The 21,293-nt window shown below is 36.7% G+C and carries 25 protein-coding genes, 1 pseudogene, 1 riboswitch and 2 other annotated features; of the genes and pseudogenes, 6 read left to right on the top strand and 20 right to left on the bottom strand.

The genetic code is table 11. The annotated features are described in order from the left end of the window. Positions 1–121 precede the first annotated feature (121 nt). The 5 genes from H9650_RS14590 to H9650_RS14610 all read right to left on the bottom strand — a co-directional run bounded on the left by H9650_RS14590 (position 122) and on the right by H9650_RS14610 (position 2,212). A complete protein-coding gene (locus tag H9650_RS14590; RefSeq protein ID WP_191697531.1) occupies positions 122–556 on the bottom strand; it encodes an HIT family protein in 435 nt (144 codons plus the stop codon). Positions 557–568: 12 nt separating this feature from the next. Then, entirely contained in the window at positions 569–1,003 is a 435-nt protein-coding gene (locus tag H9650_RS14595; protein ID WP_144539335.1) for a GNAT family N-acetyltransferase, read from the bottom strand. Positions 1,004–1,015: 12 nt separating this feature from the next. Further along, positions 1,016–1,492, bottom strand: coding sequence for a low molecular weight protein-tyrosine-phosphatase (locus H9650_RS14600; RefSeq protein WP_144539333.1), 477 nt, complete (start codon positions 1,490–1,492; stop codon positions 1,016–1,018). A gap of 104 nt (positions 1,493–1,596) precedes the next feature. Then, the gene (locus H9650_RS14605) at positions 1,597–2,004 is read right to left on the bottom strand and encodes a hypothetical protein (RefSeq protein ID WP_144539331.1); all 408 of its coding nucleotides are present in this window, start codon (positions 2,002–2,004) and stop codon (positions 1,597–1,599) included. Further along, positions 1,988–2,212, bottom strand: a complete 225-nt coding sequence (locus H9650_RS14610) for a helix-turn-helix transcriptional regulator (RefSeq protein WP_144539329.1) — start codon at positions 2,210–2,212, stop codon at positions 1,988–1,990. The genes H9650_RS14605 and H9650_RS14610 overlap by 17 nt, the downstream gene beginning before the upstream one ends. 152 nt (positions 2,213–2,364) lie before the next feature. Between H9650_RS14610 and H9650_RS14615 the strand changes: the two genes are divergently transcribed. Further along, complete coding sequence (locus tag H9650_RS14615) at positions 2,365–2,754, top strand: NUDIX hydrolase (protein WP_144539327.1); 390 nt, start codon at positions 2,365–2,367, stop codon at positions 2,752–2,754. A 551-nt stretch (positions 2,755–3,305) separates the two neighbouring features. Here H9650_RS14615 and H9650_RS14620 read toward each other — a convergent pair. The 3 genes from H9650_RS14620 to H9650_RS14630 all read right to left on the bottom strand — a co-directional run bounded on the left by H9650_RS14620 (position 3,306) and on the right by H9650_RS14630 (position 6,166). Then, the gene (locus H9650_RS14620) at positions 3,306–5,021 is read right to left on the bottom strand and encodes a GMC family oxidoreductase (protein WP_154312145.1); all 1,716 of its coding nucleotides are present in this window, start codon (positions 5,019–5,021) and stop codon (positions 3,306–3,308) included. A 28-nt stretch (positions 5,022–5,049) separates the two neighbouring features. Then, positions 5,050–5,829, bottom strand: coding sequence for a gluconate 2-dehydrogenase subunit 3 family protein (locus tag H9650_RS14625; protein ID WP_154312144.1), 780 nt, complete (start codon positions 5,827–5,829; stop codon positions 5,050–5,052). Between the two features lie 79 nt (positions 5,830–5,908). Further along, positions 5,909–6,166, bottom strand: coding sequence for a hypothetical protein (locus H9650_RS14630; RefSeq protein ID WP_144539321.1), 258 nt, complete (start codon positions 6,164–6,166; stop codon positions 5,909–5,911). Between the two features lie 470 nt (positions 6,167–6,636). Here H9650_RS14630 and tatA point away from each other — a divergent pair, with 470 nt between their 5' ends. The 3 genes and pseudogenes from tatA to H9650_RS20495 form a co-directional block, all read left to right on the top strand. Continuing rightward, the gene (tatA, locus tag H9650_RS14635; RefSeq protein ID WP_093536286.1) at positions 6,637–6,843 is read left to right on the top strand and encodes a twin-arginine translocase TatA/TatE family subunit; all 207 of its coding nucleotides are present in this window, start codon (positions 6,637–6,639) and stop codon (positions 6,841–6,843) included. A gap of 124 nt (positions 6,844–6,967) precedes the next feature. Next, positions 6,968–7,159 carry a GyrI-like domain-containing protein gene (locus H9650_RS20490; protein WP_260866649.1) on the top strand — a complete coding sequence of 64 codons (192 nt, stop codon included), beginning with the start codon at positions 6,968–6,970 and terminating at the stop codon, positions 7,157–7,159. Positions 7,160–7,180: 21 nt separating this feature from the next. Further along, positions 7,181–7,288, top strand: a pseudogene (locus H9650_RS20495) (AraC family transcriptional regulator); the annotation flags it as partial. Positions 7,289–7,366: 78 nt separating this feature from the next. Here H9650_RS20495 and H9650_RS14645 read toward each other — a convergent pair. From H9650_RS14645 to H9650_RS14655, 3 genes are all read right to left on the bottom strand, one after another. Then, the gene (locus H9650_RS14645) at positions 7,367–7,612 is read right to left on the bottom strand and encodes an HAAS signaling domain-containing protein (RefSeq protein WP_186318202.1); all 246 of its coding nucleotides are present in this window, start codon (positions 7,610–7,612) and stop codon (positions 7,367–7,369) included. Between the two features lie 122 nt (positions 7,613–7,734). Then, a complete protein-coding gene (locus H9650_RS14650) occupies positions 7,735–8,673 on the bottom strand; it encodes an ABC transporter substrate-binding protein (protein WP_191697532.1) in 939 nt (312 codons plus the stop codon). Continuing rightward, positions 8,666–9,223: a hypothetical protein gene (locus H9650_RS14655; RefSeq protein WP_191697533.1), complete on the bottom strand. Its 558-nt coding sequence runs from the start codon at positions 9,221–9,223 to the stop codon at positions 8,666–8,668. The genes H9650_RS14650 and H9650_RS14655 overlap by 8 nt, the downstream gene beginning before the upstream one ends. Positions 9,224–9,393: 170 nt before the next feature. Then, a riboswitch (cobalamin riboswitch) is annotated at positions 9,394–9,584 on the bottom strand. Between the two features lie 135 nt (positions 9,585–9,719). Between H9650_RS14655 and H9650_RS14660 the strand changes: the two genes are divergently transcribed. Continuing rightward, positions 9,720–10,193, top strand: a complete 474-nt coding sequence (locus H9650_RS14660; RefSeq protein WP_191697534.1) for a VanZ family protein — start codon at positions 9,720–9,722, stop codon at positions 10,191–10,193. 21 nt (positions 10,194–10,214) lie between these two features. Here the strand turns inward: H9650_RS14660 and H9650_RS14665 are convergent, their stop codons facing one another. The 3 genes from H9650_RS14665 to H9650_RS14675 are packed head-to-tail and all read right to left on the bottom strand — an operon-like array spanning position 10,215 to position 11,936. Then, positions 10,215–10,616: a spore germination protein GerW family protein gene (locus tag H9650_RS14665; protein ID WP_154312140.1), complete on the bottom strand. Its 402-nt coding sequence runs from the start codon at positions 10,614–10,616 to the stop codon at positions 10,215–10,217. 13 nt (positions 10,617–10,629) lie between these two features. Then, positions 10,630–11,136 (bottom strand): GNAT family N-acetyltransferase, encoded by a 507-nt coding sequence (locus tag H9650_RS14670; protein ID WP_191697535.1) that lies wholly within the window; start codon positions 11,134–11,136, stop codon positions 10,630–10,632. Between the two features lie 2 nt (positions 11,137–11,138). Next, positions 11,139–11,936 carry a nucleotidyltransferase domain-containing protein gene (locus H9650_RS14675; protein WP_154312138.1) on the bottom strand — a complete coding sequence of 266 codons (798 nt, stop codon included), beginning with the start codon at positions 11,934–11,936 and terminating at the stop codon, positions 11,139–11,141. A 146-nt stretch (positions 11,937–12,082) separates the two neighbouring features. Between H9650_RS14675 and H9650_RS14680 the strand changes: the two genes are divergently transcribed. Then, complete coding sequence (locus tag H9650_RS14680) at positions 12,083–12,931, top strand: DegV family protein (RefSeq protein ID WP_154312137.1); 849 nt, start codon at positions 12,083–12,085, stop codon at positions 12,929–12,931. A 23-nt stretch (positions 12,932–12,954) separates the two neighbouring features. On the opposite strand, the gene H9650_RS14685 is transcribed toward H9650_RS14680, so the two are convergent. The 6 genes from H9650_RS14685 to fabI all read right to left on the bottom strand — a co-directional run bounded on the left by H9650_RS14685 (position 12,955) and on the right by fabI (position 21,194). Continuing rightward, positions 12,955–13,701, bottom strand: coding sequence for a GNAT family N-acetyltransferase (locus H9650_RS14685; RefSeq protein WP_225216101.1), 747 nt, complete (start codon positions 13,699–13,701; stop codon positions 12,955–12,957). Positions 13,702–14,135: 434 nt separating this feature from the next. Further along, on the bottom strand, positions 14,136–15,329 hold the full coding sequence (gene thrS, locus H9650_RS14690; protein WP_191697536.1) for a threonine--tRNA ligase: 1,194 nt from the start codon (positions 15,327–15,329) through the stop codon (positions 14,136–14,138). A gap of 53 nt (positions 15,330–15,382) precedes the next feature. Next, positions 15,383–15,611 (bottom strand) — a binding site (T-box leader). A 37-nt stretch (positions 15,612–15,648) separates the two neighbouring features. Continuing rightward, positions 15,649–15,870 (bottom strand) — a binding site (T-box leader). A gap of 57 nt (positions 15,871–15,927) precedes the next feature. Continuing rightward, the gene (locus H9650_RS14695) at positions 15,928–16,473 is read right to left on the bottom strand and encodes a GNAT family N-acetyltransferase (RefSeq protein WP_191697537.1); all 546 of its coding nucleotides are present in this window, start codon (positions 16,471–16,473) and stop codon (positions 15,928–15,930) included. 20 nt (positions 16,474–16,493) lie between these two features. Further along, positions 16,494–17,834, bottom strand: coding sequence for a CoA-disulfide reductase (locus tag H9650_RS14700; protein WP_191697538.1), 1,341 nt, complete (start codon positions 17,832–17,834; stop codon positions 16,494–16,496). Positions 17,835–18,047: 213 nt separating this feature from the next. Beyond that, positions 18,048–20,081 (bottom strand): catalase, encoded by a 2,034-nt coding sequence (locus H9650_RS14705; RefSeq protein ID WP_225216102.1) that lies wholly within the window; start codon positions 20,079–20,081, stop codon positions 18,048–18,050. A gap of 333 nt (positions 20,082–20,414) precedes the next feature. Next, entirely contained in the window at positions 20,415–21,194 is a 780-nt protein-coding gene (gene fabI / locus H9650_RS14710) for an enoyl-ACP reductase FabI (protein ID WP_144539295.1), read from the bottom strand. Positions 21,195–21,293: the final 99 nt, after the last annotated feature.

The following is a 21,293-nucleotide window of genomic DNA, read 5'->3' on the forward strand; positions in this document are numbered from 1 at the left end:
CAGTTCTCATAAATAGCAGGAACAAGAGGGGGGATTTCCGCTTTAGTCGAACGCTTTCCGCGGGGAGAGCGATAAGCCATCCCGCGGGAGTCGCTAACCTGCCACTCCAATCATAAGTTGGTTATCCTTCTTCTATAATATTACGAACAGCATTCCTTAAGTTTATTGTAACAATTTGCAAGCTTTCTAGATTATTTCGTTCGAAAGGTTGCTCTTGATAGAACTCTGCAAACTGTTGTCCCTCATATCTAGGGACAACGTGCATATGATAATGAGTCAATTCACTAAACACTCCACCATTTTGGCAAATCGTAATCCCATCTGGTGTGTATAATTGTTTAATCGCCTTGGAGATAAGTCGGGAAGCATCCATTATAGAATAGGCGACCTCTACATCTAAGTCATCCACATCCTCATAATGTCTTTTTGGAAGTATAAGTACGTGCCCATTATTAAAAGGTTCATGATCTAGAAAACATGTGATATGGTCATTTTCAAAAATAACGAAAACATTTTGTTCCTTATTAGCTAACATACAACCTAAGCATTCAGTCATTTAAAATCCTCCCTATAGCATTTTTTCTAACACGATTTTATGCTTCCCCTTATCACTAGTGAAAGTTTCCTTTATATCAAAGCCAAACTTTATATTTAAGATAAGCATCTCTCTTTTTTCATTGCGCGAAATAGTACGAGCCTTTGTATAACCCATGGATTTTACTAGATCATGCTGTCTACTCATCAGCTCTTTTGCTATCCCTCTTCCTCGGTAGTCCTTGTGAACCCCACCAAGCCAGCTATAGAATGTACGATTTCCGTAATCATATCCAATTTTAAATCCAATTACTCGTTCATGATCTTTTGCTACGAATACTATCAAATTACTTTTTTCTTTCAACTTTTCAGTTTCCAACTCGGAACCCTCGAATACATGCTTATGAAGCTCCAAGACTCCTGAAAGTGTTTGAGTATCTGGAACACCTTGAAAATACATATAATCCATTCCAATTTCCTCCTATGATTGAAGCAGCTCTTTATGATCACTTTTTACTTTGTTTAGTAGTGCTTCACAGCCTTCTATTACTAAATCGTAGGTTTCCTGAAAATCACCTGTGAAATAAGGGTCTGGCACATCTTTTTTGTGAATGGTTAAATCTAAAAATCGAATAATTTTTGGATGATTCGGTTGACCAAGCATCTTACGTATATCTCTAATATTATTTTCATCCATCCCAACGATATAGTCAAATTCTTCAAAATCTTCCTCTTTAAGTTGGCGTCCAGCCATACCCTTCGTTGAAATGTTATATTCTTTTAGCTTAGCTATTGTCCCTTTATGTGGTGGATTTCCAATATGCCATCCACTTGTTGCCGCTGAATCTACTTGTATATATTGTTCTAATTTTTCATTTTGAATTAGATGCTTAAATACAGCCTCTGCCATAGGAGAACGACAAATGTTGCCAAGGCAGACAAACAAAACATTAACCATTTTTATCATCCTTTCTAAGCTTTCTGTTTTTGAAATACTTCAATTACTTTCTCTACATTTCTTCATACTTTTTTAATACCCGTTTAATTCACTTGCTAAATCAATCAGATTCTCTTTGTTATAAAAGCACCAATACCAATTAACATAAATAAAATCATCATGTAAACAATGAGCATTCCAGTTTCAATTGTCTCCACACCAATTGCAAATAAGATCAACAATATAACACCACTCCCAAACAGGACAAAATACAGGACAGTAGAGAAATAATTTTTCATCATTACAGCTGTACGCTCGTCCATATCAGGAATTTTGCCATTCTTTTTTTGACGTAACCATGCAAATAGAAAAAAGCCTATAAAGCCCCCTAATGATCCAACTACCATCGGTAAAAACAGTCCCCAATCAAAAATGCCTTCCTCTTTACCTGCAATATACACCCCTAAAAAGGCACCAACAATGATACATCCACTAATAATTCCGTACAGTAAAATTCTATAGCTTTTTGTCATTTTCATCCCCCTCAAGATAAAATAATTCTTCTATGGGTACTTCAAAGTAACGCACTAGTTTAAGTGCCAGCTCTAAGCTGGGATTGTATTTATTGTTCTCAATCGCAGTAATCGTTTGTCGGGTAATTTGTAAATCACCAGCCATTTGTACCTGTGTGATTCCCTTTTTTAAACGTATCTCTCTTATATGATTAATGACCTTTGTCATCTGTTTCCTCCTTGCAACCAATGTAAATATATCTTTACATAAGGATAATCTAAAACTATATTTATGTAAAGAAACCTTTACATAAAATTTAAATAACTTATGAACGTCAATTATTGTTATAATTTTCAAAAAGGTACAGGAAGGGAGTTCAAATGAGAAATAGAGGAGCCACTATTATTTTAGAAAAGGATAGAGTTGCACTAATTAAAAGGACAAAACCACATACTACCTATTATGTATTTCCAGGTGGTGGTATTGAGACTGGGGAAACCCCTGAGGAAGCTGCTATTAGAGAGACATATGAGGAGATAGGCGTGCATGTTAAAATCCAACGTCTTTTAAAAGTATTACCCTATAGCGGAAAGCAATATTATTATTTAGCTGAAATTATAGGCGGTACCTTTGGTGCAGGTACTGGGGATGAATATAAAAACCCTTCTATAAAAAAAGGAAGCTATGAACCCATTTGGATCAACCTTAAGGACCTAACCTCGTTAGATGTTCGTCCTAAAGAAATAGTAGAAGCAATCTTGGCAGATTAAACAGTCCAAGGAAAGCACAAAAAGACAGGGGTATTTAACGTAAATATTTTAGGATAAATGTAAGGAGTGTTAACCATGAGATGGGTAGTATTTATTCAACAAGCAAAGTTATTCAACTATATATTTCTTAACTAAAAAAACACCCAATTATTTCAATTGGATGTTTTTGTATCATAGTTAGTATATAAGAGGATAATCTTTTATCGTTTATCCTCAGCAATAATCATTTGTCCTGTAATAGGATGCTTAAACTGTACCTTGAATGCATGTATTTCATACGTTTTTGTAGGTGATTGCAGGGCATTCGGTTCATGATGAACAACCTGAAATTTACACAAAGATATTAGAAGTATTTATAAAGACTGTGCAAGTTTCTTAGAAATCCAAAAGAGTAGTTGAAAATTTGAGGATGAATCCATATATTAAAAAACTGCTACCTTCTTTTGATGGAAAGAAGATAGCAGTTTTTAAGTTGTTGGCTAATTCTATGAATAGAAATTATTTGTTATAGTTAAGCGGATATTATTTGTTTATTTAGAAGCGTCTCGTTTTTAAACTAAAGATCCGCCAGTTTTTAAGTATTTTTCAATACCTTCTGCAGCGCGATATGCTAGTGCTCCAACTGTGCCAGTTGGGTTGTAACCTGAGTTTTGAGCAAAAGCACTTGCACCTGGTACAAATACGTTTTCACAATCCCACATTTGTAGATAGCTGTTTAAAGCACTTGTTTCTGGATCAGAGCCCATAATTACTCCACCAGTATTGTGAGTAGATTGGTAGTTACGAATATCGTAATCTCCGACTTCGCCACCATTAATTTTGATATCTTTTGCACCCATTTTTTTCATGATCTCAGCTGATTTTTCGCCCATAAATTTCATTAGTTGACGATCTTGATCTTTCCAATTAAACGTCATACGGAGTAATGGATCACCGAATGCATCTTTATAAGTTGGATCTAGATCGATGTAATTATCTTGCCAAGGAAGGGAAGCCCCTTGTGCTTTAACAATAAGAGCACGGTTTGCATTTGTAACAGAAGCGTCTTTAAATTCTTTCCCCCAAGTTGGAACGCCTGCTGGAACCTGATTATTTGCAATAGGACGATCCCCTAATTGGGTAATTTGAATTGTCGCACCATGTAAGAAATCTAAGTCAGTGTGATCAAAGAAGTCTCCGTTGAAGTCATCAATTTGGGCTCCTAGAGATCCTGCACCACCGTATAAATTGAACTCTTCATCGAAGAAACCTACAGCAGTCCCCAGAATTGTTTGGTATGCATAGTTTCTACCAATGACTCCTGTACCAGTAACTGGATCATATGGACGGCCAAGTTGAGAGTTTAATAAAAGTTTAATATTATTCATTTGATAGGCTGATACTACAACTACATCTGCCTCTTGGATAAACTCTTCACCAGTACGTATATCTACGTATAATACGCCAGTAGCTTTTCCATTTGTGTGTAGAACTTTACGTACAACAGAATGAGTACGTACTTCGAAGTTACCAGTTTCTTTAGCTACAGGTAATACTGTAACTACTGGTGATGCTTTTGCTCCATATTCGCAACCAAAACGCTCACAAAAACCGCAATATTGACAAGCGCCACGAGAAATGCCATCTGGATTAGTATAAGATTGCGATAGATTGTTAGAAGGCAGATGGTATGGATGATATCCAAGATCTTTCGCTGCACTTTTGAATAATTTTATAGCAGGTGTTTCCAACATCGGCGGGTTAGGGTATTTTATTTGTGGAGAACCAGGTAGTGGATTCGCCTCACCGCTAATACCAGTCATAGCGTCAAATTTATCGAAGTATGGTTCTAACTCTTCGTATGTTATACCCCAGTCTTGAAGCATCATCCCTTTAGGGATTTTACCTTTTCCGTAACGTTTAACAGTTTCTGAATAGATCTCGAAATCGTATGGCAGGAAGCGGTAAGTTTGACCATTCCAATGCTCTCCTGAACCACCTGTTCCTTCTCCTATCAGGAAGCTACCCCATTCACGGTAAGGTAATGCTCGTTGTGTCATATTGTGACGGAATGTAATTGTTTCTTTAGAAAGATCTTGCATCATTTCTTTACGCTCTGCGTAACGTAGTTCATCGTGAGCCATAAAGTAATCTTCAGTTGAACGTTCTTTACCACGTTCGATACCTACTACTTTGTATCCTTTTTTTGTAAGTTCTGCTGCGATAATACCGCCTACCCAACCTACCCCTACTAAAACTATATCTGTTTTTGGTAATTTAGTTGCCAAAGTTGTTCACCCTTTCTATTGGTGTATATTAGTGTTGATGCTGAGAGTTTAAGCTCATAGGATCTATTTTCACGAATTCATCTTTTTCTAATACATTAGTATAACTCGATTGATGTCCAGGGAAATTCTTCATTTTCCAACCAGCCATATCTTTGTTACCGCCGTACATAGGGTCAGCATATACTCCTTCAATTGTTACTTTTCTAAGTAAAGAGAAGAAAAAGGATGAACTAACAGCTCCATTTAATTTAACTTTATCAGCTTCAAAATCTTTTAAGATTTCGATTTGTTGTTCTTCTGTTAAACTGGCGAATTTAGGTTTATCATCAGATTTCTTTGCAGCCTCTGCATTTAAAGCTGTAATTCCAAGATTAAACACTTGCTGACGATTCAAATGTGTTTGGTACCCTTGTTGTGGAACTGCTTCTGCTGGGAAGAAAGGACCGGTCATATATTCTTTTGAGTTCAGGCCAAAGCTCCCTGCTAGTTGGTGATCGATATAATATGCAACAAGTAATTCTTTCGCACCGGGTCCTACCTCAGTTTTAGGGAAAATTTGCTCTGCTGCAGCATCTATCGTATCAAATTGTGCTTTGTCAAAATACATCAGTGCCTGGTTGAAGTTAACCCCAGTAGCTGCTGAATGAACCCCAGTCTCGTTAGTTTTAGTTGTTGAGTCTTTACCTAGTAAAGAACCTAGTGCTCCACCTAGTACAACTCCACCAACTGTTAATCCAGAATTTTTGATAAAAGTACGTCTAGATGAACGTTTATCTAAGTATGGAGCCTTTTTTTCCTGTTCTGACATAATATAACCTCCAACGTAAATTAGTAAAAAATAGCTTAAATTGTTTATTCAGGTAAACAATGAGTCGAAAATATTCTGATTAATGAAAAACTGCATGCCAGTTATAAACTAATGAGAATAGGATAGTATAAACCAATAAAAATGAGATAAAGTATATATATTTTTTTCCAGTCCAGCAAAGAACAATAATAGCTAGTCCAATACTTGAACCTATTAACGCGAACCAAGGAAACTCATTATTATAGTAAAAGAGGCCAAGAGCTAAATCTGCTACTATAAATAAAGCGAAAATTACTTGATTCAACAGTTTTAATTCTTCTAAGTTATATTGCGTCACTTTTATTCTCCTTTAACATAGTTCACTCAACTATGAAAATGTAATTTTTATACATAACAAAACAACCGTTTAACAGTTTACTCCTTTTATTTCTTCAATACTACATATTTATTTCGGATTAGAAAATATAATTTTATTCTGAAAAAACATTAAATTCACATAAAAATTGCAAATTAATAGTAAAAACTTTTCTATTATCGGTATAAAGTAACTAGTGTTTTGTGGTTGAAAAACGCTAAAGGACTAGTTGTATAAACAAAGTTATAGAAAGTTATAGAAGGGAAAAAGAGAGTTTTATATCGAAGAGACTTTTCCAGCTCACACAATTTGATCATTATTAATACCAAAGTATTTACAAATTTAAACGTAGGAGTATAATGTGTTATTGATACAAAACAACCAATTTTTTTAAGATTAACTACTATTGCAAAAACCACGTGAAAATATATAGAAACAGTATGGGAGAGATTATAATGCCAAATATTGGAATACCGGGTTTAATCATTATATTAATAATTGCTTTAATCGTGTTCGGTCCTAAAAAATTACCTCAATTGGGTAGAGCAGTTGGAGAGACGTTAAAAGAATTTAAAAACTCAACTAAAGATATAGTAGACGATGTTGCAGAAGAATTTAGAATAGAAGACAAAGAAACAGAAACTAAAAAAAATATCTAATGCACAAAGCCACCTGTTTCTATAATTGGTGGCTTTTTGTATGTGTTAATATACGTTGCTAGATTAATCTATAAGAATCTATACAAGAGCTTGTTGTTTCATTATTTCTTTAAATAACGAAGAAATAAAAGGTGCTCTTGGTGTTTGTGTGATGGGAGAAAATTTTAAAGTCGACAGTATGATGGATTATTGGATAGGGGTCAGTTATATAGGCGACACACCAGAAAATCTGGAGACATTAGAAATACCAGCATCAAAGTGGGCAATCTTTGAGGTTCACGGAGCAATGCCCAATGCTATGCAAAATACATGGTAACAAATTTAGTCAGAATGGTTTCCCTCTCACTCCTACAAACAGGCAGGAACACCAGAGATGGAAGTGTATACAGATGATGACCCATCTGATCCAAACTGTTATTCAGAAATTTGGATTCCTGTAATATAAAAAAGTTGAACTAGTTCAGTTTACTAAACGATTGTAAATGAAATCGTGCTACGAAGGGTAACTAGCCTTTGTAGCATTTTATATATATGCGCCTTCATATTCCACTTCTGTTACAATCATTTCCTCTTCTGAGTAAGCCTTAAGTAATTCCCTTGCTATATACGATGGTGCTCCTAATGATTCAACTATTGCTTTCTCAGTTTGTCCCTCTCTTAACAAATCACAAAAATACTTTTGGAAATCTCTAACTATTGCTTGGCGTTCCTTTGTATTCAACATATAAAGCTCTTTTTCTAACGTCTCAATATAAATATTCGCTGTCATGTCTCTCTCTCCCTCGGTACTATTCATTAGATAGTACTATACCATAACACTATTATTCATTGCAAGGTACCAGTTTTAAAACAAAAGAAGTTGGTCTCCTCAAAACGAGACCAACTTCTACTTTATTCAAATATCTCTGGATAAACGGTTTTAGCTACTAGTTCTACAGCTTCACCAATTCGTGGTCCTGGGCGAGACATAATGTCCTGATCTAATTGGAAAATGGAGTTGTTTTGCACTGCCTCCAACTGATTCCAGCCTGGACGAGCCTTAATCTCACCAATTGGATCTTCTACATAATTTACGGTAGTCAAGATAATCGGAGGATTTTTCTTAATGACATCTTCCTCAGATAATTTAATCCATCCCTCTTGGTCTCCAAAAATATTTACAACTTTAGCTTTACTCAAAACTTCTTGTTGGAAAGTATTTTTTCCTGTTGTAAAAATTTCTGGAGATGGGCTTATTTCAAAGTAGACGTGTTTCTGATCGCTTACACCTGATACTTTGTCCTGAACACTTTGAATAGTAGTTTTAATAGAGTCAACAAGATCGGTTCCTTTATCCTCTACTCCCATTACTGCGGCCAACTGTTCAATATCTCCATAGACATCTTCAAATGATAGCGCCGATTGAATGACAAAAACATCTAACCCCGCGTCTTCCAACACTTTAAGCTCTTCCTCAGATCCAGTTGTATAAGCAATTACAACATCTGGATTTATCTCTAAAATACGTTCTGCGTTGAACTTCATAGAATCGGAAACTCGTTCAATTTCTAGTGCCTCTTCTGGATAGGTATCGAATTCTGTAGCTCCAACAATTTTATCTCCTACACCAAGGGCAAACAGGATTTCTGTGTTACTTGGTTGTAGAGACACAATCGTTTCCGGAACTTCTTCGAATGTAACTTCTTTCCCCATATCATCCGTTACAGTATATTCTTTTACTCCTTGTACAGAATCTGTTTCAACAGCTGTATTTTTTTCAGTCTCTTGGCAGCCTACAAGTAAGATAGAAAGTATTAGTACCGCTAACCAATTCCTTAATTGTTTATTCATTTGTTAATCCTCCACTTTTTTCTTTTTTCTTTTTTCTCATCGGATATGATTTACTGACAAATTGAATCTCTTCTACTCCATGATGCTTATTTACATATACCGCCATTGCAAACAATACATTTGCTAATAGCTGTGTGTAATCAAACAAAATCTCTGGTACTTCTCTTTCTAATGAAACTTTATGTAAAGCCCTTACAGATTTTTTTGCTTCACTACGACACACGTGTAATTCACATGCAGCTGTTGAGCCTTGTGGAAGTACGAATATATCTACTCTTCCTTCCACTTCACTTACGTAGAAATCATACATATCACTTAGAATTTGTAAATCCTCTTCATTGATTGCTAGCTTCCCTCTAACAGAACCATTTACGTGATATGCCATCGGTGCCAGATACATTAAATCCTCGTAAACTCTTGGAATATCTTTTGTTAAAGATGCGGCCAATCCAATACGTGTGGTCAATGAGTCTGTTCTAATCTCAAAGTCTACTGTAGACGGCTTTTCTCTCATAAATGGATAACAAATATATCGCATGTTTTTTTTCAATGCTCTGCCCCCTTTCCAAGTTATTTGTGAATTTTCGGCAATACAATACTCGACTTCTTACAGCACAAAAAACGCCACCCTAAAAAAGGGCGGCGCAATACCTATTTATCGTTAGAAATTTAATCGAAAATAGAAACGTGCCGTACAACCCCTTAACTTCCGAAGAGTATTTATACGTTCAAGAAAAGGCCGGTCTCCTGGCTCATGCATCATTTTACTCTAAGAACCTTCCCATTGGCTTTTAGCCAACAGTGGTATTTTTCTTATTTCATCAGCATTTACAGTTGCGGATACAGCTTCGGTTTTTCACCGAATTCCCTAATTAAGCTGACAAGTCAGCACCTTTTCCCTGCAAAAATTATTCACTTATCGTAAGTGTACCATAGCCTTTCAATTGGTGATAGAAGCTTGTGAAACAACCAGCTTTTTACTCTTTTATTAGCTATAAAGTCTGCAATTATTTTGTTTCTCATTCAATTTATGCTACTGTTTTTATATGAAAAAATTTATTCCACTTTTACTTTTACTTGTCTTTGTATTTATAGCCTCCGGGCAGACTTCCGAGCAACAGTCTTTGGAGGCCGTGCTTAAAGAATGGCTTCCAAACAAGCCATTGGAGTCCTTTTTATCATTATTTCATATTCCTTATTGGGGATTCTATGTCTCTGTCGAGGAACGTGGCTACTATGCATTTGTCGAATTCTTAATAAGAAAAGGAGTCCACTTTTTTTATTTTGGTTTGATTAGTTTAGCTATTTATATTGCTTTGCCGAAGAGGAAGTATCGAAAACTTACTGCAATAATGATTACCTTTCTTCTAGCAGTCGCAGATGAATTCCATCAATCCTTTACGAGTGGACGATCTGCCCTTTTTCAGGATGTTCTATTAGATACAGGCGGGGCTATTTTTGTCATGCTTCTGCTAACGTTTGTTCAATGGTTGAAGCATAGAAAAAACGCTAACCTTTAGAAGGAAGCGTTCTTTCCCTATCTATTTACATCTTTTTCTCAACAAGAAAACAATCCCTAGCGTGACTACTGAAAAAACAGTAAGTATTTGATTAAACGGAAGGACAGGCTTGAATTTAACTTCCTCCGCAGTGATTTCATATACTCCAACCGGTTTTATCGAAAAGGCACCACCGCCTCCTTCTCCTTGACCTGTAGAATTTTCTTCATCTGAAATCGTGTTACCTCCACCTCCGCCTCCACCTACAAAATAATTAACTTTGGCAACAGGTAAGATCCTTTTGTTCTCCAATACAATTGGTTCTCCGTATATAAGAGACACATCTTTTTCTCTGGAAAACTTTTCGAAAATGGAACGGACTGGGGATTGAAACAATGGTAGCTTTCCCCCTTGTTTTTCTAGGTTACTTGATTTTTCCTCCATTAAATTATCTCCTTTAATTTAGAATAAGTGTCATGTGATGTTCTTCGTAATAGACGTCTCTATCCTTTAAAGCCATTTCTTCTACTCCAAATACCTTAAAACCTAATTGTAAATATAAATTTTTTGCGGATTCATTATTCGACACAACAGATAGATTAATCTTTTCTATTTCATTAGTTTCTATTGCCTGGTTAATGGCTCGCTCCATTAGGGCCTTTCCTACACCTTTTCTTCTTCCCTTTGAGCTTACATACATTGCAAAAATATTTGCTCTATGCTTCATTTTTAAGGAACTCTCTTGTGCTAGAGTAACCATACCAATTAATTTATCTTCTTCAAACGCACCGAACGTGTAATTGCCATTTACCTTAAAATTACCTTTTACTCGTTCAATTGGATTTTCTCTTTGAAGAGCTTCTTCATAGCTTGTTCCAAACGCTTCTGGACTGTTTTGCAGAGCATCTAGCCTTAGTTCCCAATAAGCAATGGCATCTACATCTGTTAATCTTCTAATATCCATTCCTAAACCTCCAAAAAATAACCTTCATTACATATTTCGTGTGTGTATAATATAAAATCTTTGCAGGTTTCTGCACGAGAGCTTTCTGTGTCGAATAGTGAGGGGAGCTGCTCTGATGACCGAATCCTCATCCCTTCTTTTAGTAAAGTATGCCATCGAAAAGGTAATATAACTAATCCCTTTTCTAGTGCTTCTTTTTTTGAAATGATTTGTTGGAACTTTAGAGAATAAAGAATTCTACAAATAGTAGTTGTAACAAACTCCACCATATCATCAGGCACTGAATTAGGTATTTCTTTTGATTTCTTATACCAATATTCGTTGATGTTATATTTTAACGTTCCTAAGACATCCTCCCATTTAGTAGAAATGTTTAACTCATGAATTGGTCTTCCTTGTAATGCAATCCCATGTTTCTTTAAAATCCACCAAGTAACATGATTGATATCCCAATGACCAATTTTTACTTCACCATCTGAGCAATAAGGATACGGCAGGAGAATATCATTTGTTTTACCCAGGTCAGCTGTTTGAATATACATTCCATCCATCCGAGCCCCTAATTTCTCTTTAGATATTTGAAAATGGATCTCTTTTATAATTTCTACTTCTTGTTCATTTGCCGATCTTTTTAATAAAACGATAAAGTCTACATCACTCTTCTTTTCATCAAAAGCTCCTAACGCAATAGAACCATACATATAAACACCTTCAATAAAGGCACTTGGTAAGGAGGCATTTAATGCCTGTAAATATTTTTGCATTATGTCATGAACAGGATGCGGCAATACATATCCCACTGTTGTTTCCTCCTTCTAAATATGTTCAAAATATGTCCCAGGTTCCGAAATTTCGACAAAACATGACAAGTAACACTATTCCAATAAATAAGACTAGGTTACATTAGCGCTAACAAATTAATTTTTAGTGAGGAGATTATCAAACTGTGAATAAAAAAGTTGCTTGGATAACTGATACTGCTGCTTTATTGGAACAATCATTTATAGAAAAACATAATATACATGTCTTGCCATTAAATATTGTTTTTGAAGAGGGTGCATTCAAAGAAACAATTGATATGACACACGATGAATTCTACGACAAATTAAGAACCGCCAAAGTTCATCCTAAAACATCTCAGCCTCCGATTGGTGAGATGGTACAATTGTATAAAGACTTGAAAGCACAAGGATACGAATGTGCTATTGCTGTCCACACTTCCAGTGAGTTGTCAGGAACCTACAACAGTTCACAAACCGCCTCTAAAATGGCAAATTTTAAAGTGTATTCAATAGACTCTAAGATAGGCTCTTATCCGATGGTCAAAATGCTCGAAGTCGGAAAAAGCATGGTAGAGGCAGGCCATGACGTAGCGGAAGTCGTGAATCATATTGAAAACATGACATTAAACTCCGAATTGTCCTTTATTCCATCTAGCTTAACTCAGCTCCATAAAAGTGGCCGTGTATCTGGCACTAAAGCCTTTCTGAGTAATCTATTAAATATAAAAGTGGTCATTTCCTTTGATAACGGAAAAGTTGTTATGAAAGCAAAAGTACGTGCTGATAAAAGAGCTAAGAATTATGTAATGGACTTACTTCGAAATGATATGAAAAAAGCTGAAATTCCAGAAGTCGCAGTGATTAATTGCAACAATATAAAAGATGCTAAAACCTGGAGAGAAGAAATTCTGCAGGAATTCCCTAAGCTAAAGGTAATTGTTATCCCGTTGAGCGCCTGTGTAGGAGTTCACGCAGGGGAAGGTACAACTGGACTAAGCTGGGTAAAATATTAATATATAAAGTGGAGGGTTTGCTGCTATTTCGCAAACTCTTCTTTTAATAAGGAGCAAATAGCAGCATCACAAAACCGGCCTTTTTCAAATGCTGATTTTCTTAATGTCCCCTCGTATACAAATCCTGCCTTTTCTAAAGTTCTTCTCGAAGCAATATTCTCCGGGTCATATAGTGCTTCAATTCTATGCAGATCCATTTTTTCAAAACCATGTTTTAAAATTGGCTCTAAAACCTCTGTCATTACTCCAGTTCTCCAAAACTCTGGCGTAACCTCAAAACCGATTTCCGCCTTAAAATGTTCTTTTTCCCAATTATGATAGCCGCAGCTTCCTATAATCTTATTGTCTTTCTTAGTTGCTATTCCCCAACGTAACCCCTCATTTTTATGGTACCTTTTTTGCCAGTTATCAATTATTTTTCTTGCTTCGCTAATATCCTTTAAGACATCTAAATCATAATATTTCATGACCTCGTCCTGTGAAAAATAATGGAATACCTCTTGCGCATCGCTTGCTTCTATTTGGCGCAATAAAAATCGTTCTGTTTCCATCCTCGGAAACCTCTTCTTACGTAGATCATAGGCCAATAATACAAAGAATTGAGCAATCGCAAGGATTCCTACTAATGCGCTAACAAAGATGCTAATCCAAACATATGCAGAAACTTTCCCATCGCCAAGAGGCCCTACTTTTGGCTGATACATGTCGTATACACCATAAATATTACCTCCTAATAAGACAATTCCTGCAAACAATACAAGCCATTTCATCTTGCTATACCCCCTCTTTAGCATTTATTCGAGATAGAAGCTTTAAAATCCTTTTCTCTGCGAAACTTGGGAGCTTAACTGCTCTAGGTGACCACGTTTTTACGACAATCCACGCATTATTCACTCATTTTGACCAGATTTACGACAATCCCCACGGTTTTTACGACAATCCGGCCATGCTTTACGACAATGTCGAGGTAGTTTACTACAATCCACGCATTATTCACTCGTTTTGACCAGATTTACGACAATCCCCACGGTTTTTACGACAATCCGCCCATGCTTTACGACAATGGCGCGGTAGTTTACTACAATCCACTCATTACTCACTCGTTTTGACCAGATTTACGACAATCCTCACTATTATTACTACAATCTAGACATATTTTACTACAATCCAGGCATAGCTTACTCGCTTTGCCCAGCTTCGCGATTTATTGTCCTAGCTGCTGTTCAATAAAAGCTTCAACTTTCATTTCACCAAGACTTCCAGCTTTATGCTTCCTAACGGAGACAATATGCTTCTCCATTTCTTGGTCTCCGATAATTAGCATGTAAGGATGCTTTTGCATTGCCGCCTCTCTTATTTTTAGTCCTATTTTCTCTACACGGTCATCTATCTCCACTCGATATCCCTTCTGCTCTAGCTGTTGCTTTACATCTTCTGCATAAGCGACATGTGCATCTGCTATGGGTAAAACCTTTACTTGTACTGGTGCTAGCCAGAGCGGGAAACTGCCTTGAAAGTGTTCTAATAAAATAGCCATAAAACGTTCTATAGAGCCATAGATGGCACGATGTATCATGATAGGCTGACGCAATTGGTTATTCTCATCGACATACTGACAATTGAATTTTTCAGGCATTTGAAAATCAAGCTGTACTGTTCCACACTGCCAACTTCGTCCAAGCGAATCAAGTATATGAAAGTCGATCTTAGGACCATAAAAGGCTCCATCTCCTTCGTTTACTTGATAATCGACTTGTTTGCTTTTTAGTACAGATTCTAGTGCTTCTTCTGCCTGATCCCATGCCTCTACGGAGCCCATAAAATCCTCCGGACGAGTCGATAGCTCTACCTTATAGCTAAAGCCAAACTCCTTATAGAATTCATCTACTAGATCTAACACTTTTTCAAGCTCACTCTCAATCTGTTCCTCCAGAACAAATAAATGTGCATCATCCTGAGTAAATGCTCTAACACGTAATAGTCCATTCAGTGACCCTGAAAGCTCATGGCGATGTACTAATCCTAGCTCAGCATATCGTATAGGCAGCTCTCGATACCCCCTTCTTTTACTATTAAAAATTAATACTGCTCCAGGACAATTCATTGGCTTTATAGCATATTTTTGTTCATCTACATCTGCAAAATACATATTTTCATGGTAATGGTCCCAGTGACCTGATTTTTCCCAGAGTTCCTGCTTCATCATAATAGGAGTTTTTATCTCCTGGTAGCCTGATCGCTGATGCTTCTCTCTCCAAATTTTTTCAAGCTCATTTCGTAAAATCATTCCTTTCGGCAAATAAAATGGCATACCCGGCGCTTCCTCCATGGACATAAATAATTCTAATTGCTGACCCAATTTTTGGTGATTTAATCTTTCCTCTGCTTTTACTGACATAATAAATTCCTCCTATTTTTTAAATAAAATCAAAAAGACCACACCCGTCCCGGTCAAGGGACGAGTGTGGTCGTGGTTCCACCCTATTTTGTCGTACTTAATAAAAATACGACTCTCATAAAAGATAACGGTTTCCCGATTACGGATACTAGCAGTAATAGCGTTCCCCCTAATAGCTCTAAGGTGGTAAACCATTCTACTTTCTCGCAGGGCTTTCAGCCGGTGACCCTGCTCTCTAAACAGAAAACATTGAATGATTCGTGTCCTTTTCACAGCTCAAATATAAAATTACTCATGCAAAAAACCACACCCGTCCTGGTAAAGGGACGAGTGTGGTCGTGGTTCCACCCTAATTTTGCAATTCTTAAAGTGAATTGCCTCAAAATGAAGATAACGGTTCCCCGATTATGGATACTTACTGTTCACCATAATAGCTCCAAGGTGGTAAATCATTCGTTTTTCCTACAGGGATTTCAGCCGACGACCCTGCTCTCTAATAAGAAATTATCTAAATGACTCATGTCCTTTTCTTTGCCTAAAAAAGTTAAATTGATTTTTAATAGTATATTCAACAAGTTTTGAATAGTCAAATATTTTTTTAAACCATACTTCTACCCATTACAACGGTATGATAATATTCCCCTTTAGCTAGCATTTTATCGTTTTTTAAAATTCCTTCTACTTCGAAACCATATTTTTGATATAGGGCAATTGCCTTCTCGTTCGTATGTAATACGCTTAACGCAATCTTTTTAATATCATTGGCATCTGCCCAAGCAATAGATTCCTTTAAAAAATTTGTTCCAATTCTTAATCCCCAGTATTCTTTCAAGACGCAGACCCCAAACTCTACTTTATGGGCAAATCGTTTTAAATCGCTTCCCTCACACCTTGAGAATCCAACAATCTGATGATTCACTTCAGCTACTAAAAAAAGATTTTTATCAGATTGGGAATCATTTTCTATTAATTCTTTAAATCCTTCTTTATCTATAAACGCTTCCCCTTGTTCTCTATCTAGGTTTTGTGTTTCTCCATCTATTTGCAGCCTTACCTTAGACAGTTGGTCGGCATCTAATTGATTGGCAGATCTGACTGTATAGGAGATACCCCTAATATTAAATCCCTTTGACTCTATTAGCATTTCCTGTTTCCCACTTTTCTTTATTTATTCTTATCAAAATTCCTTTTAGCCAGTTGCTGTATAGGATCCCAAACCCCGTTAAACGGAGGGGCATACGCTAAGTCCAAATCTAATAAGTCAGGAAGCTTCATGCTATGGTATAGCGCAGTAGCTAAAACATCGGTACGCTTATCTACCCCATGTCCACCCACGATCTGTCCACCTAGAAGCAACTGATCTTCTTTACGATAAAGCAATTTAATCGTCATTAACTCTTTACCAGGATAATACCCTGCAATATTTGTTGCCTCCAGCGTACTTGTTTCAAAGGGAATGTCTAATTCCTTTACTTCTTTTTCTGATAGTCCTGTTCTACCAATTGACAATTCGAAGAACTTCATAATAGAGGTGCCGACAATACCTTTAAAAGGTATTTTATTACCAACCATATTGAACCCAGCTAGTCTGCCTTGTTTATTGGCAGTAGTACCCAAAGGGATATAATCGTTTTTTTGTTTGATACGATTATAATGTGTAGCACAATCACCTGCAGCGTATATATATGGGATGCTTGTTTCCATATATTCGTTTACGATAATAGCTCCATTTGAAAGAGTTTCTATTCCCGTATTCTTTAGGAAAAAGGTTGAAGGTTTTATTCCAATTGCTATCAACACTAAATCTGTCGAATAAGTCCCTTTGTCAGTCACTACAGATTGTACTCGTCCCTTCCCAGTAAATGATCGAACTTCCTCATTTAGTTTAAGCTCCACTTGTTTTTCCTTTGCTTTTTGATGTAGCATATCTGCCATCTCAGGATCAAGGATTGGCATTAACTGTTCTCCTCGTTGGATAATTCGAACCTCTTTACCAATTTCCTTTATATTTTCTGCCATTTCTAAGCCGATATATCCCCCACCTATGATAGTTACATGTTCTACTTCTTTTAAATCGGCTATTAACGCCTCCGTTTGAGGAATTGTTTTAAACGTATGTATCCCATCTAATTGTGTACCCTCCCAGTCAGGTACAACTGAACTAGCCCCTGTAGCTACTAATAGACGATCATATTTAATCTCAAAGCTTTCTCCGCTTCCTAAGACATTACCAGTAACTGTTTGGTTTACAGGGTTTACTTTGGTCACTTCATGTCCAATTTTTGCATCTATCTTGTATTTGGTCCGGAACATCTCCACACTGCGTGCTATAACATCTGTTGTTGAAAACACCTTTTTACCAACAACGTAAGGTAACCCACATTGACCGTACGAATAAATATTTCCTTTTTCAAGTGTGGTAATTTGAGCGTCTGGATCATTACGGACAATCTCCATAGCAGCACTCATCCCCGCTGCATCCCCACCAATGATTACATAATGCATACACTTTTCCTCCTTTTAGTACCTCTAGTACTTCTCTTTTCAATAATGGTATTCCTTCTTATGTAAGCAATGCCCTTATATACGCCATTTAAATACAAAATTTTATGTATTTCTCTTTTTTTTAGTAAAGTGAAATGTAATTTATTTTAAAAAGGTATGCCCTTTATCATCGGACATACCTTTTCATTAATTACTATTGTTACTATAACTTTATTAAACAGCTCGATCCCAGAAGCGGTGTTTCGCCACTGCATCAATGAAAGTGTCAACAAAATGTGTTTTGTCATTTGCAAATACACCAATTTGACCTACAAGTCCCATCTCTTCTAAAATTTCGTCTCCACTAAAAGTAGATCCAATAGGTTTATAGTGTGTAAATGCCTCTTGTACAAACAACATAGCATTCTTCTTAAACGTTGGAGTTTTTCCATCTCCACTAGCCACATAAATTGCGTCAAATAAAACAGAATCCTCGGTTAAGAATGTATGATCGACAGGTAAGCTTGTACCATTTGCTCCCGTCACACTGCCATGATGATCACTAACAATTAGCGGGAGAGCTCCTTTTGCTTTTAAGCCATCTATAATGCTCAATAGCTCCTCATCGAAGCCATCGCCTACTAGTATAGCTATTTTTCTAGTATCTGGCTTCATCACTGTATTTAGCTGGCTTAACGCTGGCGAGGATTTAGTTACTGTATTGGCAGCTGTCCCTTGAACAACCATACCAAGATTTTCTGCTACCTTGCTCGCCATTTCTAAATCTACATGAGCAAACATTTCTAATACTTGCGCACGTACAGACTTCTCTACACATTTACCAAGTTCAAAGCTAAATGCATCAATGATGTGTTCCTTTTCAGGTTGACTCATACTATTCCAGAACATCGTTGCCTGAGAGAAATGATCCTTAAAGCTTTCACTACGAGCTCTTACTTTGTGTGCATCTATTTTTTCTTGATAGTGTGTATATCCACCTTCGGCCTCACTAACTGGTGTTGGAGTATTGTTAGCTAATGAGTTTTTATGATAGCTAACTTGTCCTACGTTTATCGTTTGTCGACCATATCCATCTCGCTGATTATTATGGAACGGACAAACTGGACGGTTAATAGGTAGCTCGTGGAAATTAGGTCCCCCTAGTCTGATAAGCTGTGTATCTGTGTAAGAGAACAATCTTCCTTGTAAAAGAGGGTCATTTGTAAAATCAATTCCTGGCACAACATTACCAGGGTGGAATGCAACCTGTTCCGTTTCTGCAAATACATTATCTACATTACGATTTAATGTCATTTTCCCAATTCTCTTAACCGGCACATCCTCCTCCGGCCAAATTTTAGTAGGGTCTAATATATCAAAATCAAAGGCAAACTCGTCCTCTTCTGCAATAATTTGTACACCGAACTCGTATTCTGGATAGTCACCCATTTCTATAGATTGATATAGGTCACGGCGGTGGAAATCCGGATCCTTACCATTAATTTTTTGGGCTTCATCCCATACTACTGAGTGAGTTCCTAGCAATGGCTTCCAATGGAATTTTACAAAATGAGCTTTTCCTTCTTCATTTACGAATCGGAAAGTATGTACGCCAAAACCTTCCATCATACGATAACTACGTGGAATTGCTCGGTCCGACATTGCCCACATAATCATATGTGCAGATTCCTGATTGTTCGCTATAAAATCCCAAAATGTATCATGTGCTGTAGCCGCTTGAGGCATCTCGTTATGAGGCTCTGGCTTCATGGCATGAACTAGATCCGGGAACTTAATAGCGTCTTGGATGAAGAAGACAGGAATATTATTGGCTACTAAATCGTAGTTTCCTTCTTCAGTATAGAACTTGGTTGAGAACCCTCGAGCATCACGTGCTAGCTCACCAGAGCCACGGGATCCTGCTACTGTCGAAAACCTTACAAATACAGGGGTCTTAGAGCCAGGTGTTTGTAAGAACTTCGCTTTTGTATAAGGCTTCATAGATTCATATAGTTCAAATTCTCCATGAGCACCGTACCCTCTTGCATGCACAATTCGCTCTGGGATTCGTTCATGATCAAAGTGTGTCATTTTTTCTCTAAAATGAAAGTCCTCCATAAGAGTAGGACCACGCTCACCAGCTTTTAAAGAAAATTCGTCCTCTGAAACTTTTAAACCATGATTAGTTGTCATAGCTTTGTCTTTATCTACAACACGAAATTGTTCTAATTGTTCATTCTTACTATTTTCATTTATCTTTTTGTCCAAGTTTACTCCTCCTCTTATCTAATTCGACTCTATTAGTATAAATACCCGAAATTGTATGTTAGAAAACTTCTTTTTTATAATCTTTATTAATAAGTAATAACTTTATAAGTTTTAAATTTTTATGAAATTTCGCTAGCCATCGACTTTTAAGCTATTCTCTCTCCCCGATTTCTAGCAATGATGGCGGCTTATGGCTCACCCGCTAAAAAGCGTTCGTCTAAAGCGGAAATCAGCTATTATGAGTTTACTTTTTTTATCGAGGGCAATGTGAGAGAATCTGGACAAATAAAAAAACTGTAGTTGAATAATACCAACTACAGTTCAATAAATTATTTATCCCATAATATTATATCCAGAATCTACGTACACAATTTCCCCTGTGACACCTCTAGATAGGTTGCTAAGAAGAGCCACTGTCATATCGCCAACTTCTTCTTGTGTTACATTTCTTTGTAAAGGAGCAGTTTCTTCTATTTTGTGTAAAATTGTGTTGAAGGAAGATATACCTTTTGCTGCTAAAGTTCGAATTGCCCCTGCCGAAATCGCATTGACTCGAACATTTTGCTTACCTAAATCTAGTGCAAGATATTTTACCGAAGCCTCTAATGATGCTTTAGCTATCCCCATAACGTTGTATCCTTCTAAAACACGTTCTGCTCCTAAGTATGTCATCGTTACAATTGATCCACCCTCTGTCATAAAAGGCGCTGCTTCTCTTGCTGCAGCTATTAAGGAATACGCACTAGTGTCTTGCGCAAAAGCATAACCCTCTCTAGACGTTTTAATGAAATCATCCTTTAAATCTTCCGCATGGGCGAATGCAACAGAGTGTACAACCCCATGAATGACTCCTACTTCCTTGCCTATCATTTCGAATGCTGACTTAACACTTTCATCACTATTAACATCGCATTCTACTACTAGCTTAGCTTCCAAGTCGTTAGCACTTAATAATTTTTGAATTTTACCTAACGATCTCTCTTTACGATAAGTAAAAATAACATTAGCCCCTACTTCATATAAGGATTTTGCAACTCCCCAAGCGAGACTTCGCTCATTTGCCACACCCATTACGACAATGTTTTTATTTTTTAATTGTATTAAGTCCTTCATAAGAACCTCCCGTTTTCACCTGTTATTAGTACCTGTTACTAACTTTAATCATACCATACGCAGCTAATTTTGTACTATGGATTTTGTTTTTTTGTCGGA

The sequence above is a fragment of the Psychrobacillus faecigallinarum genome (assembly GCF_014836595.1).
Lineage (GTDB): Bacteria > Bacillota > Bacilli > Bacillales_A > Planococcaceae > Psychrobacillus > Psychrobacillus faecigallinarum.